This is a genomic window from Clostridium sp. ZBS15 (genome assembly GCF_023845705.1).
Lineage (GTDB): Bacteria > Bacillota > Clostridia > Clostridiales > Clostridiaceae > Clostridium > Clostridium aquiflavi.
Window position 1 is genome coordinate 30,175 of the sequence record NZ_JAMQHY010000031.1, and the last position, 12,507, is coordinate 42,681.

General features: G+C 26.6%; 16 protein-coding genes. 5 read left to right on the top strand and 11 right to left on the bottom strand.

From position 1 onward, the window contains the following. Window positions 1–135 precede the first annotated feature (135 nt). The 5 genes from NG904_RS09115 to NG904_RS09135 form a co-directional block, all read right to left on the bottom strand. Window positions 136–285 carry a hypothetical protein gene (locus tag NG904_RS09115; RefSeq protein WP_252231232.1) on the bottom strand — a complete coding sequence of 50 codons (150 nt, stop codon included), beginning with the start codon at window positions 283–285 and terminating at the stop codon, window positions 136–138. An 83-nt stretch (window positions 286–368) separates the two neighbouring features. Continuing rightward, entirely contained in the window at window positions 369–569 is a 201-nt protein-coding gene (locus tag NG904_RS09120) for a hypothetical protein (RefSeq protein ID WP_252231234.1), read from the bottom strand. 165 nt (window positions 570–734) lie between these two features. Then, entirely contained in the window at window positions 735–1,049 is a 315-nt protein-coding gene (locus NG904_RS09125; RefSeq protein ID WP_252231236.1) for a hypothetical protein, read from the bottom strand. A gap of 5 nt (window positions 1,050–1,054) precedes the next feature. Next, the gene (locus tag NG904_RS09130) at window positions 1,055–1,405 is read right to left on the bottom strand and encodes a hypothetical protein (protein WP_252231238.1); all 351 of its coding nucleotides are present in this window, start codon (window positions 1,403–1,405) and stop codon (window positions 1,055–1,057) included. A gap of 110 nt (window positions 1,406–1,515) precedes the next feature. Continuing rightward, the gene (locus tag NG904_RS09135) at window positions 1,516–1,833 is read right to left on the bottom strand and encodes a hypothetical protein (protein ID WP_252231240.1); all 318 of its coding nucleotides are present in this window, start codon (window positions 1,831–1,833) and stop codon (window positions 1,516–1,518) included. A gap of 119 nt (window positions 1,834–1,952) precedes the next feature. Between NG904_RS09135 and NG904_RS09140 the strand changes: the two genes are divergently transcribed. Beyond that, window positions 1,953–3,431: a Sau3AI family type II restriction endonuclease gene (locus NG904_RS09140; protein ID WP_252231241.1), complete on the top strand. Its 1,479-nt coding sequence runs from the start codon at window positions 1,953–1,955 to the stop codon at window positions 3,429–3,431. Between the two features lie 33 nt (window positions 3,432–3,464). Here the strand turns inward: NG904_RS09140 and dcm are convergent, their stop codons facing one another. The 6 genes from dcm to murA form a co-directional block, all read right to left on the bottom strand. Then, complete coding sequence (gene dcm / locus NG904_RS09145) at window positions 3,465–4,658, bottom strand: DNA (cytosine-5-)-methyltransferase (RefSeq protein ID WP_252231298.1); 1,194 nt, start codon at window positions 4,656–4,658, stop codon at window positions 3,465–3,467. A gap of 321 nt (window positions 4,659–4,979) precedes the next feature. Next, window positions 4,980–5,459, bottom strand: coding sequence for a 23S rRNA (pseudouridine(1915)-N(3))-methyltransferase RlmH (rlmH, locus tag NG904_RS09150; RefSeq protein WP_053342617.1), 480 nt, complete (start codon window positions 5,457–5,459; stop codon window positions 4,980–4,982). Window positions 5,460–5,640: 181 nt separating this feature from the next. After that, entirely contained in the window at window positions 5,641–6,282 is a 642-nt protein-coding gene (locus NG904_RS09155) for a lactate utilization protein (protein ID WP_252231242.1), read from the bottom strand. A gap of 300 nt (window positions 6,283–6,582) precedes the next feature. Further along, complete coding sequence (locus NG904_RS09160) at window positions 6,583–7,080, bottom strand: SEC-C metal-binding domain-containing protein (RefSeq protein ID WP_035783332.1); 498 nt, start codon at window positions 7,078–7,080, stop codon at window positions 6,583–6,585. Between the two features lie 65 nt (window positions 7,081–7,145). Further along, window positions 7,146–7,937 (bottom strand): MBL fold metallo-hydrolase, encoded by a 792-nt coding sequence (locus NG904_RS09165; protein WP_252216419.1) that lies wholly within the window; start codon window positions 7,935–7,937, stop codon window positions 7,146–7,148. A 34-nt stretch (window positions 7,938–7,971) separates the two neighbouring features. Further along, entirely contained in the window at window positions 7,972–9,234 is a 1,263-nt protein-coding gene (gene murA / locus NG904_RS09170) for a UDP-N-acetylglucosamine 1-carboxyvinyltransferase (RefSeq protein ID WP_252231244.1), read from the bottom strand. A gap of 394 nt (window positions 9,235–9,628) precedes the next feature. Between murA and NG904_RS09175 the strand changes: the two genes are divergently transcribed. The 4 genes from NG904_RS09175 to NG904_RS09190 all read left to right on the top strand — a co-directional run bounded on the left by NG904_RS09175 (window position 9,629) and on the right by NG904_RS09190 (window position 12,394). Beyond that, window positions 9,629–10,168 (top strand): hypothetical protein, encoded by a 540-nt coding sequence (locus NG904_RS09175; protein ID WP_252216413.1) that lies wholly within the window; start codon window positions 9,629–9,631, stop codon window positions 10,166–10,168. Between the two features lie 180 nt (window positions 10,169–10,348). Further along, window positions 10,349–10,825 (top strand): dUTP diphosphatase, encoded by a 477-nt coding sequence (locus NG904_RS09180; protein ID WP_252216411.1) that lies wholly within the window; start codon window positions 10,349–10,351, stop codon window positions 10,823–10,825. Between the two features lie 134 nt (window positions 10,826–10,959). Then, entirely contained in the window at window positions 10,960–11,391 is a 432-nt protein-coding gene (locus tag NG904_RS09185; protein ID WP_252231245.1) for a DMT family transporter, read from the top strand. 184 nt (window positions 11,392–11,575) lie between these two features. After that, complete coding sequence (locus NG904_RS09190; RefSeq protein WP_252231247.1) at window positions 11,576–12,394, top strand: MBL fold metallo-hydrolase; 819 nt, start codon at window positions 11,576–11,578, stop codon at window positions 12,392–12,394. Window positions 12,395–12,507: the final 113 nt, after the last annotated feature.

Below are 12,507 nucleotides of genomic sequence, written 5' to 3' on the forward strand. Positions count from 1 at the left end.
ATGATACAGTATTTTCAGTTTAAAAATAACCTTAGACAAGTTATATCAATGCCTAAGGCTATAAACTTCATTTACTTATGGTACGGTTCACCGTATCAGTAGTAAGTGATAACATTTTTTTGTACATCAAGTTTATTAAAAATAGTTGTCACTATCTAAAGAAATATTTATATTTTCAATATATCTCTCCCTTTCACTTATTGCAAATAATGTATCATTTATTTTTTCTTCCATTGAATCATACTCTGGATTTGAGCAGTACCAAGATTTCTTTTCTTCCCACAAATCATTACATTTATCTTTGAGTTCATTTATTTCTCTATTATATCTGTCTATATTTTCGTGTTTTTCCTCATCACTTAAATCACTTATTCTAATCGTTGGAAATAATACCCTAAAAATTTATCAGCAGTATCATAATACTTATACGATGTATTTTCTTCATGATTTTCTGGTATTGTTTCCGAATCAATTTGATTGTCTTCAGATTCTTCTTGGTCATTATTTATAGTATTTTCATAGATATAATTAGCTACTAATACTGCAATAATTACACCAGTAATAGTCATAGTACCTTTAATTATCTTGTTACTATTTTCTTTTAGAAAATATTATTTATTAACATCAATTTTTTATTACATCTGACTACTTTTTTATAGTAAAATAAACTTTGTAGAATTTATCCTATTAATAAGCTCTACATAGAAAAATCCTAATCACTATTAATTTAGCAATTAGGATTTTTTGTTATTACTCAATTCTTGTTTCAGGATATCAATGAATTCATCTGAAAACACTTTGTTTTGTATCGCCTTTTTTATTAGCTCCAACAGTTGTATTTCAGTTACATCAAGACTTTTGGGAATGTATCTGTTATCTCCTCTTATTGTATCTTTGTACAATGCAAATCGTATCTCCTCACGCTTTTTTTCTTTGACTTCTATCCTCTCTATACAACTATAGTAATCATCATCTTCTATGCTTACTTTATTATAGATTTTGCAATAGCTTGTTTCCTTTATTATTTTAGTTTCAGTTTGCTTTGCCATTTCAATTACAACTCCTTTTCTATTAGAATTTCATGAAGCTCCTTAGTTGAAAATACTACAATCGAATAATCATCGGATAATAGAAAAAGCGATGAATAGTAATCAATACCATCATCGCACTTTATAATATCTGTATACTCTGGAAGTAGTCCTTTTATACTATTATCTTTTATTTCCGAAACATCTTTTTTTGATTCCAATAATGCAATGTAACCACCTAAATCTTTGTCTACATCTCTATTAGCTCCATAGTTTTCATCTAATAGTACTATTATTTCTTCTGTTTCTTTTAGCATCTCCTTTGAGTATTTTTCTTTTAGTTCCTCTAGTTGTACAACTTTGTATAATTTCTTCATATTCAATTCCTCCTCAAAATAGAAAAGGTAATACTCAAAGCTCTTATTGCTCTAAGTATTACCTTTACTTATATTAATCTATTATTATAATATATATTTATCGTTAATATTTAATCCAATAAGCTTCTATATAATGTATTATCAAGATTTTCTGCATTGATTAATGTATTAAGCTTATTGATTGTTTTATCATACAAATTATTTTCTTTTGCATATCTTATTGCATCCTCATATGTAAGCTCAAAAATATTGTCTGTAATGTTGTAGTAGAAATCTTCATTTATAACTCCAAAGAAATATTTTACTGCATCTTCATAAGACATTTTTTCTACACCTTCAATATCACAGTTTTCATCAGTATAACATCCATTTTTATCATTCCATTGAAGGAATTTCACTATTTTTATTCTTATATTTTGATTGCACATATTATTCTTCTCCTTTTGATTATTTTCCCTTAATAATAATATATATTTATACATTACTTAAAACACATATTATAGTATAATTGTATGTATAATTTTACAATTAACAGGAGGAAATTATTATGGTAGCTAGGGAATATGATGAAACTAATCCTCTAAGCATTGAAGCATATTCACAAAATCTTATTGGTAAAACTTTTGCTGACATACTTGAACAAGATTACAATAACACATTAATTAATGAAGATTCTTCTGACTATGGAATATCTCATGAAAATAAAAAACGTAAAGGTGGCTTAGGTGAACTAATTGAGGAGTGTTTTTTTCATTATAAATGTAATAATGATTCAAATGCTGATTTTGATAAAGCTGGTGTAGAGCTTAAAGTAACTCCATATAAAATTAATAAAAATAATTCTATTTCAGCTAAAGAACGTTTAATCATAACTATGATTGACTATTTTGAGGTAGTTCATGAGGATTTCTTTTCAAGCCATCTATGGAATAAGTGTCAATTAATATTACTTGTATACTATTTATATAATAAAAGTATTAGTAATCGCCTAGATTATCAAATAAATTATTCTAAACTATTTTCACCAACTAAAGAAGATATAAAAATAATAAAAGATGACTATGAAACTATTATTAGCAAAATAAAATCTGGTAAAGCTCATGAACTTTCAGAATCAGATACTGTTTACTTAGGAGCTGCTACAAAATCTTCTTCTTCTTCCAATAGAAGAGGACAACCTTTTTCTGATATTCCTGCAAAACCTAGAGCTTTTTCATTTAAAACATCATATATGACATATGTACTTAATACTTTTATTATACCAAATAAAACTACATATGAACCAATAATTAAAAATCCTGATGTTTTAAGTGGTACAAGTTTTAAAGAATATATAATATCAAAAATCAATTCCTACATGGGAATGTCTGATATGGAATTATGTATGCTATTTAATAGAGAATACAATAATAATAAATCACAATGGATTGATTTAACTTATCGAATGTTAGGCATAAAATCTAATCAAGCTGAAGAATTTGTAAAAGCTAATATTGTTGTAAAAGCAATTAGAATAGAAGAAAATATGTGCATGAAAGAAAGTATGTCTTTCCCTGCATTTAAATTTAAGGACTTGATTAATCAAGATTGGGAAGATTCAGATTTGTTTACATACTTTGACGAAACCTCTTTCCTATTTGTTATATATAAAAAGGAGGGAAATAGCTACATACTAAAAGGCAGTCAGCTTTGGAATATGCCATATTATGATTTAAATAATACCGTGTATAGTGGTTGGAATAATGTTCGTAACACTATTCTTAATGGACTCAAATTTACAATGAGTAAAAATAAAAATGGATCAATAATAATTTCTAATAATCTCCCTAAAAAATCTGATAATTCTATTGTCCATGTTAGACCACATGCTCAAAAAAGTGCTTATTTATTTAAAGATGGTAGTATCATTGGAAATATTTATCGTGATGCGAATGAACTCCCAGATGGTCAATGGATGACTACTCAAAGTTTTTGGATAAACAATAGTTATATATTAAGTCAATTAAATGAAGACTTCCTAATATAATTAAAATAGAAGAAATACAAAAGAGTATTTCTTCTATTCTTTATCAAAAATTTCATTTAATGTTTTTCCCATTCTCTCTACAACGCCTACAACTAGTGCATTACCCATACAAAAATATCTAAACTTTTCAGGCATTCCTGTATTAGTCCAATTATCATCGAATCCTTGTATTCTTTCAGCTTCTAACGGAGTAATTAGTCGTAGTTGTTTTGTTTCTGGGTCTTCGATTACATGTGTACTTCTATTAACACTAGATTCACTTGTAAGCATAGTTCTAGCTGGCTTATCTATTGGATCTGGAAATGCTATTGGTCCTTCTGAAAAAGTATAAGCGTGACCACTTTTACTTACTCTATCTATTTTTTTTGAACCCTTTAAATATTGCCATTTTGAAAGTTCCTCACCTAAATAATATTTATCATCAACATTAGTATCAATTATATTCCTAATTGTTACTGATTCTTCAAATATTGGAGTCGCCTTAACTGTAGCAATTTCACCATTATGCATTAATCCCGAATTGCAGAATTCATAACTAAAATTATCTGATATATCATAAATATCATTATATTCAAGTTCCTTAACATTTATATTTGTACATTCTTCAATCGGAAAAGTAGTAGCAAAAAAGCCTCTTTTATTGATTATATCTTTATTTGTGTCATTATATCTTTGTTTAAAATACTTTGTAGTATTTTTATATGCAAAAATAAACGTTCTTCTCCTACGTTGTGCAAATCCATATTCAGCTGCATTAATAACTCTCCACTCCACACTATATCCTAAATCATTAAAGCATCCTAACATAACTCCAAAATCTCTACCTCTTTGATTTGCAGGAGACTTCAATAATCTATCAACATTCTCAAGCAACACAAATTTGGGTGATTTCTTCTCTAATATTTCCCTTATCTGCCACCAAAGTACACCTTTTACTCCATTTATTCCCTTTGCACCTGTTCTCGCAACAGAATAGTCCTGGCAAGGGAAACCTCCTACTAGTAAATTATGATTAGGTATTGTACTTTTATCAATCTCTCCTATATCTTTATTTACATGATTCTCACTATTTCCAAAGTGACTACAATAGCATTCGAAGGCATGTTGTACCTTTTTTCCTGGCTCCCATTGATTTGCCCAAACTGTATTCCATTCTTTAGAAGCCTTTTCTAACCCTAATCTGAAGCCCCCAACACCTGCAAATAGCTCACATACTGTTTTTTCTATCATCTATACACGCTCTCTCTCTTGTTTTTATATCTCTTATCGTGAGTTATCAATATAGTATTTTCATACGTACATACGTTTTTTAATTATACTTATATTATAATTTAATTTTTGGAAAAGATCAACATTTATTTTTCACAAATAACTAATAATTTATTCATATAGTATATTTTTTTCTATATATAGACTTTAAATTACTCAGCTATTCTGTATTTTATTAAAATTATTTTTCATAAAGCACAGAATTATAGTATAAAAAATAAGATATACTTATTTTAATAAGTATATCTTATTTCTATCCAATTTTAGTAAAGTTCGCATTTACTTATGATACGGTTCTCCGTTACTTATTCTAAACGCTCTATATATTTGTTCTAATAGCATAACTCTGAAAAGTTGATGTGGAAATGTCATTTTACTAAAGCAAAGACTATGATTAGATCTTTTTAAAACAGCTTCACTTAAACCTAAGCTTCCTCCAATTACGAAGCATAAGTTGCTATTACCTCTTACTCCGCAATTATCAATGAATTTAGATAGTTCTTCTGATGACATCATCTTACCTTTAAGATCTAATGTAATTACATACATATTATCTTTTATAGAATTTAAAATCTTATTGCCTTCTTTATCTTTTATGATGAGTTCGTCCTTTTCAGACGCATTGTCTGGAGTTTGTTCATCTTGTAGCTCCACTATATTTAATTTACAATAACGAGATAATCTTTTAGAATACTCATCTATAGCATGTTTCAAGTATTTTTCTTTAAGTTTTCCTACTGAAATAATTGTTATATTCATATTTTCTCCTTAGTTTTAGTCTCATAATCTATTTTATTTTCACCTTATATTTTAGGTAATTATTAATATTTTAGTACAAAAATAAGCTCGTAAAATTTAATCTTTTCTACAAGCTAAGATATAAAACTAAAAGTTCTACCTATACTAAAATACTAATATACACTTAAAACACAATTCTGTTTTAATAGCCTAAAGTTTCATTTATAAATATTACATGTATTCTATCTTTATCAATTTGTCTCTTAATTAATGTGTATTCATTACAAATTCTTTCTTTGCTATTACAGTCCATGCATTTTCCTATTTTTGAGCATGGTGTAGCCTTGTTTAATCTTTTTGTATTTGCTGGTGCTGATACTTCTTTATTTCTTTTAATTGCATCCTCTATAGTTGGAACTATCTTATTTACGCCTGCAATTATTATTACTTTTTTTGGTCCATAAAGAATAGCTGCTACCCTATTACCATTACCATCAACATTATAAATTTCACCTTTTTCAGTAATAGCATTTGAGCTTGTGAAATAAGCATCTGAAAGAAATGCTTGTCTGTATATTTCATTTACTTCTTCACGTGTGATATTAGGTTTATTTCTATCTAATAAATTGTATTTTCCATTCTTAAGATAATCCATAACCCCACATTCAAATAAGGTCATTGATCCTCCAAATGCAATTTTATTACCTGGTTCTATTATATTTTCTATAATACCTATTAAGTCATCTTTAGATTTAGCAAAATACCCATTCATATTACTTTTTCTTAACTCATCTATTGTTCTTAATATTTTTTGTTCATTTACCAACATAATATTATTGTCCATATTATCACCCCACGCTATATTGTATTTATAATCCCAATCAATCATATTGAGTATAAATCATAATATCATTATACAAAATTTACCATATGGAAATCAAATAATATCCCTATAATATTTTCACTTAATTTTAAAATGTATATTATCTTTTATTAATAAAAGGTTTACTGTATTTATCAACTAATACCCAAAAGAAACATAGTTGATTATGAATTTAAATTCTTATATATTTTTACAGTGGTTGTCCATTAAAATTTTCTATATATAAATAAAAGGGATCATTGTAGATCCCTTTTTAGAAAACTATTTACCACAACACTTTTTATATTTCTTTCCGCTTCCACATGGACAATCGTCATTTCTTCCAACTTTTTCATTATTTCTAATGATTTTAGAATCTCTAAATTGTTTTTGAATTTCTTTTCTCTTTTCTTCTGAGAATATTCCATCCCATTGTGGTAAAGTGTAAAGATATTCAGCTTTTGCATCTAACATATTATAATATAAATTTTCTAAATCAATATCTAATACTAATTCAGTATTTTCATCTAAATTTTCTAAATCATATTGATTTTTTAAACTATCATTTATTCCATCAATGAATCCCATTATAAATTCTAATGAAGAATCATATTCTTTTGCTAAACCAGCAATTGTTGTCTTCTTAGGTTCTTTATGTTTTGCTAATAAATCTTTATAAATGCTTTTTTCTAACTTACTATATTCTTGCCAGAAAGCATTTTCTCCCTTAGTTTTTACATAGTCTACAACCATATTAGTCCAATCTGTATATAAACTCATTTTTAAAATCCTCCCTTAATGTTGCTTTTGTTTTATATTTATAAATTTATTTTATAGTAACCAATTTAAAATTCTATAAATTCACTAGGTTCATGTCTATTTGCCATAGTTAATGTTATGTCATTCTTTTCATTAATTCCATTTTCTCTTAATACATTAACTACTGTTTGATATGCTAAATCAGGTTGATTATTAGTACTGCTTAAATGTCCTAAAATAACCTTCTTATTAAAGCCATTCTTTAATATTTCTACAATAGCTTCACCGCAATCATCATTAGATAAATGTCCTATCTCACTTAATATTCTTCTTTTTAAGCTATACGGATATGGTCCATATTTAAGCATACTGACATCATGATTACTTTCAAGTAAAATAATTTCTGATTCTTTAATATTATCATATATTTCTTTTGTAAATGTTCCTAAATCAGTTGCTACACTAACTTTTTTATTTTTGTTAGCAATAGTATAACCCATAGGAGATATTGAATCATGAGGAATATTAAAGGCTTTCACATCTAAGTCTTTAATTTGAGTAACTGATCTTTTATCAATTACCTTTATATTATGCTCTTTTATCTTTCCAATTAATGATTCCATAGCACTCCAAGTGTTGGCATTTGCATATATTGGTATATCATATTTTCTTGATAAAACTCCAACACCCTTTATATGATCACTATGTTCATGTGTTACAAAAATACCATCTAAATCATTTGGTGACTGATTTATTGATTTCAATGCTTCATCAATTCTTTTACCTGGAAGTCCAGCATCTATTAATATTTTTGATTTTTCAGAAGCAACAAACATACTATTCCCACTGCTTCCACTGTATAAAGAACAGAATATCATTTAAATTCCTCCTATGATAACATAAAAAGCCACCCTATTCTACTATAGTTCTCTTTATATCCGCTCCTAAAGCTCTTAATTTATTTTCTATATGTGGATATCCTCTATCTATATGTTCTATACTTGTTATTTCTGTTCTTCCTTCAGCTAATAAACCAGCTATAACCATAGCAGCTCCAGCTCTTAAATCAGTTGCTTTTACTACTGCTCCAGTAAGTCTTTTAACACCCTCAATAATAGCTACTCTACCTTCAACTTTTATGTTAGCGCCCATCTTTTTAAGTTCATCTATATGTTTATGTCTATTTTCCCATATAGACTCAGTAACTATACTCTTTCCAGAAATAACGCTTAATAAAGCTGACATAGGTTGTTGAATATCAGTCGGGAATCCTGGATAAGGGGTGGTCTTTACGTTTACTGCTTTTAGTTCATCACTAGCACAAACCCTTATACAATCATCATCTTCTTCAATTACTGCACCCATTTCTTTAAGTTTTGCTGAAATTGATTCTAAATGCTTTGGAATAACATTCCTCACATAAACATCTCCACGAGTTGCAACAGCTGCTATCATAAATGTACCAGCCTCTATTTGGTCAGGTATAACACTATAAGAACAACCTTTTAGTTTTTCAACACCTTGTATTCTAATAACATCAGTACCAGCACCTTTAATATTTGCACCCATTGAGTTTAAAAAATTAGCTACATCAACTACATGTGGTTCTTTTGCCACATTTTCAAGAGTAGTAACACCATCTGCTAATGTTGCTGCAATCATAACATTTATTGTAGCACCTACTGATACTACATCAAAAAATATATTTGTTCCTTGTAATTTTTCTGCTTTTACTATTACAGCACCATGTTCTATAGTAACTTCTGCACCAAGAGCTTCAAATCCTTTTATGTGTTGATCTATAGGTCTAACACCAATTGGACATCCACCAGGTAACACAACCTTTGCTTGCTTAAATCTTGCTAATAAAGCTCCTATAAAGTAATAAGAGGCTCTCATTCTTCTTACATCCTCAGTTGAAGCATCAAAATTACTTACATTTGTACTATCTATTTCTAATGTATTATTATCTATTTTTACTGTATTACAACCTAAACTTTCTAATATTCTTTCAAGGCAATGTACATCTTCAATATCTGGTATATTATCAATTACACATTTTCCTTCACTGGCCATTATTGCTGCTGGTAATATTGCTACAGCTGCATTTTTAGCACCATTGATCTCAACAGAACCTCTAAGAATATTCCCTCCATTTATTATCAATCTTTCCATCGAATTCACCCTATTCATAAAATCTATATTTAAATACGTCAAACTCCTGATTATATCTATATTTTCATTAGACATTATTGTCCTATTATATTTATTAAAATCTACTTTTATCATTATATCATAAACTTAATTTATTTAAATATATTTTTTTCCTTATATTAATAGTTTTTTAAACATTTTACTTAATAAATTTCCTTTTTATAATATTAAATGTAATATAGTCAAATTTTAACGATATAAATTATGGGTATTATGTAAAATTATTTACTTAATTACATTTTTATTATTATCATTCATATTTTAATTATTCTTCTATTTTTTTATTTGTTCTATTGTGTTATAATTTATTAAAACTTTGTAATAGCAAGACATTAGTTTAGATTGTGAGGTTTACATGAAGTATTATATAGTTGCGGTATTTGATGATGAAACATATCAATTAATTTCACCTATTCAAAAAAATATGTCAAAAAAATTTAGAGGCAATAGAAATTCACCTATGCCATTTATTCCTTTATGTATTGTTGATAATCCTAATTTCGATAAACTTTATCCGATTATAAACAAAATTATATCGCCATATAAAGTTTTTAGGATTGATGCTTTGGATTCTGTTTATGTATACGATAATACTAGAAGCGTTAATTTAAGGATTGATAATAGAGGATATATTAAGAGAATTTCTCGTGCTCTTAGTGACATGCTTATTTTAAGTGGATTTAATATTAAAACATTTGATGAAAATTTTGTTTCTCTATCAAATTTAGGTTATATATCAAAAGACTATAAAAAGCAGGATATAAAGTTAAATTTTCCATACCTATATAAAAATAATCCTTATATAAAATTAAAGATTAAAAAAATAGAAGTTTGGAAAATACCTACATCTAAAAAAGATTTACCGTTAAAATCATTTGTTTTAAAAAAATTTTAAATATATTTATTTGTTTTAGTAAAAGAGAATTTGATAATTAATCATTCCCTTTTACTATTATTTTTTGTATTTTTAAGAAAATTAAAAATATTTTTTATTGTATTCGTTTTCTCCACTTTCTTTTATTTTAAAACTTTTGTAAAATAAAAATAATGATTTATTAAAGTAGGGGGATTCAGTATGAATGTTAAAGACCTCTTTGAAACTCAAAGAATAATAAATAAAAATTTAACATTAAATAATCAATTAGATGACTGTAAGATTCAAACTAGAAAATATTTGGAATTCAACGTTAAGATTAGCGAACTAGCTAATGAAACTAAATGCTTTAAATACTTGATGGATACTAACAATTTTATAGATATGCAAGTTGTATTTAGAAAATATGTATCCTGTTTATCGCAAATTATTACTATCGGACTAGATAATAATTATTCTGATATAACTGAGATTGATGTAAAACCTAATGACTACTGTTTAAGTGATCAATTTTTAAACTTATATATTGATATAAACGATTTAATTATATCACCATCAAAAGATCACTACCTTACTTTATTCGAAGACATCTTAAGTTTAGCAATAACCTTAGGATTTACTCAAACTGAACTAAAAAATGAATTTTCTAAAAATACGTATGAAAAAGTAGCTCTTTAATTTGGAGCTACTTTTTTTATTGTTTAAAAAATTATAAATCATATAATTTATAATTCCAAAAATCACCTTCACATTTTTTTATAACCTTAATATTTACCTCATAGTAAGGACATAATATTTTTGAGGTGATTTTTATGATGGGCATAATATATGCTATAATTTCTGGAATTTCAATGAGTTTACAAGGCGTATTTAACACAAAATTAGGTGAAAAAATAGGAATTTGGGAAACAAATGTTATAGTACAGCTTACTGGACTAATTTTAACTTTAGTTATATCTTTTTTTTGTGGAAAAGGGAGTTATTCTAATATAAAAAATGCTAATAAGATATTTCTTTTAGGAGGAACACTTGGAGTTGTTATTATATTTACTGTAATGAAAAGCATTGGTGGAATGGGTACTACCTTTGGTATAGGTACTATATTAATAGCTCAACTCTTAGCAGCAGGAATAATTGATGCCTTTGGATTGTTTGGCACTGAAAAAATCAAATTTACACTTCATGAATTTTTAGGAATAGCAATTATGATAGTTGGAATTATAATATTTAAATGGAAACACTAATTTAATCGTTGTATAATATTTTTGAATTACATATTTTAAATACGGTAATTGATATATGGAATAGGTAAAGTGGCATTGTAATTTAATTTTGATAATTCTGCTAAGCTTTACTTATTCATATATCAGTGCTCTACTAAAAAATATCCAAAATAAAACAATCATTTAAATATAGAAAGGACCTTCTATGTCAAATTTTTTTAAAAATATAAATTTTTTATTTAATTTAACTAACAACAATTTAAAGGAATATTTTAAAGAAAAAAATGCTATTAAATTTGATCAACTACAATTTAACTCTGTTAATTGGTTTGGTCATGCTACAACAGTTATAAACTTAAGTGGAAAAGTAATTATAACTGATCCTGTATTATCCGATGTATTAGGTTATTTTAAAAGAGTTGTTCAAAAACCTAATTACTTAAAAGATTTAAAAATAGATTATATAATTCTATCTCATGGACATATGGATCATATGCATTTTCCATCTCTTAGTAAACTAAATAAAGATGCTATTGTTATAGCGCCTAAAGGATATAAGAAAATCCTTAGATTATTAGGATTTAAAAATGTATTTCTTTTGCATCCTGATGAAACCTATGAAGATGATAATATTAAAATAACTGCATATGAAGCAAATCATGATGGAAGAAGATTTTATGTAGGAATTGATGATGAAAGCTTATCTTATCTGATTGAAAGAAACGATAAAAAAGTTTTTTTTGCTGGTGATACTGCATTTACTGATAATTTTAAAGGAATTGTATCTGATATTGCTTTAATGCCAGTTGGATGTTATATTCCAGAAAGATTTTCTCATATGCATTGTACTCCTCTTGAATCTTATGAAATGTTTAAAATGATGAATTCCAAAGTAATGATACCTATTCACTATAAAACATTTATAATATCATTAGAAGATTTCAATGAAACTGAATTGATATTAAAAAACTTAAAAGATAATAATATAAAGATAATTGATATTGGAGAAACGTTTATTTTCTAGTCTTATTCTTTATATAAATACTTATATTATATATTTCTAAATATAATTGTAAATATTTTAGTTAACTTGTGTATTAACAAAACACCTATTATTCATATACTATATATTGAAAT

Excerpts from the sequence above, each read along its gene's own strand:
- NG904_RS09120 (WP_252231234.1), bottom strand. The coding sequence starts at position 569 with ATGACTATTACTGGTGTAATTATTGCAGTATTAGTAGCTAATTATATC.
- NG904_RS09125 (WP_252231236.1), bottom strand. The coding sequence starts at position 1,049 with ATGGCAAAGCAAACTGAAACTAAAATAATAAAGGAAACAAGCTATTGC.
- NG904_RS09130 (WP_252231238.1), bottom strand. The coding sequence starts at position 1,405 with ATGAAGAAATTATACAAAGTTGTACAACTAGAGGAACTAAAAGAAAAA.
- NG904_RS09135 (WP_252231240.1), bottom strand. The coding sequence starts at position 1,833 with ATGTGCAATCAAAATATAAGAATAAAAATAGTGAAATTCCTTCAATGG.
- NG904_RS09140 (WP_252231241.1), top strand. The coding sequence starts at position 1,953 with ATGGTAGCTAGGGAATATGATGAAACTAATCCTCTAAGCATTGAAGCA.
- rlmH (WP_053342617.1), bottom strand. The coding sequence starts at position 5,459 with ATGAATATAACAATTATTTCAGTAGGAAAACTTAAAGAAAAATACTTG.
- NG904_RS09155 (WP_252231242.1), bottom strand. The coding sequence starts at position 6,282 with ATGGACAATAATATTATGTTGGTAAATGAACAAAAAATATTAAGAACA.
- NG904_RS09160 (WP_035783332.1), bottom strand. The coding sequence starts at position 7,080 with ATGAGTTTATATACAGATTGGACTAATATGGTTGTAGACTATGTAAAA.
- NG904_RS09165 (WP_252216419.1), bottom strand. The coding sequence starts at position 7,937 with ATGATATTCTGTTCTTTATACAGTGGAAGCAGTGGGAATAGTATGTTT.
- murA (WP_252231244.1), bottom strand. The coding sequence starts at position 9,234 with ATGGAAAGATTGATAATAAATGGAGGGAATATTCTTAGAGGTTCTGTT.
- NG904_RS09175 (WP_252216413.1), top strand. The coding sequence starts at position 9,629 with ATGAAGTATTATATAGTTGCGGTATTTGATGATGAAACATATCAATTA.
- NG904_RS09180 (WP_252216411.1), top strand. The coding sequence starts at position 10,349 with ATGAATGTTAAAGACCTCTTTGAAACTCAAAGAATAATAAATAAAAAT.
- NG904_RS09185 (WP_252231245.1), top strand. The coding sequence starts at position 10,960 with ATGATGGGCATAATATATGCTATAATTTCTGGAATTTCAATGAGTTTA.
- NG904_RS09190 (WP_252231247.1), top strand. The coding sequence starts at position 11,576 with ATGTCAAATTTTTTTAAAAATATAAATTTTTTATTTAATTTAACTAAC.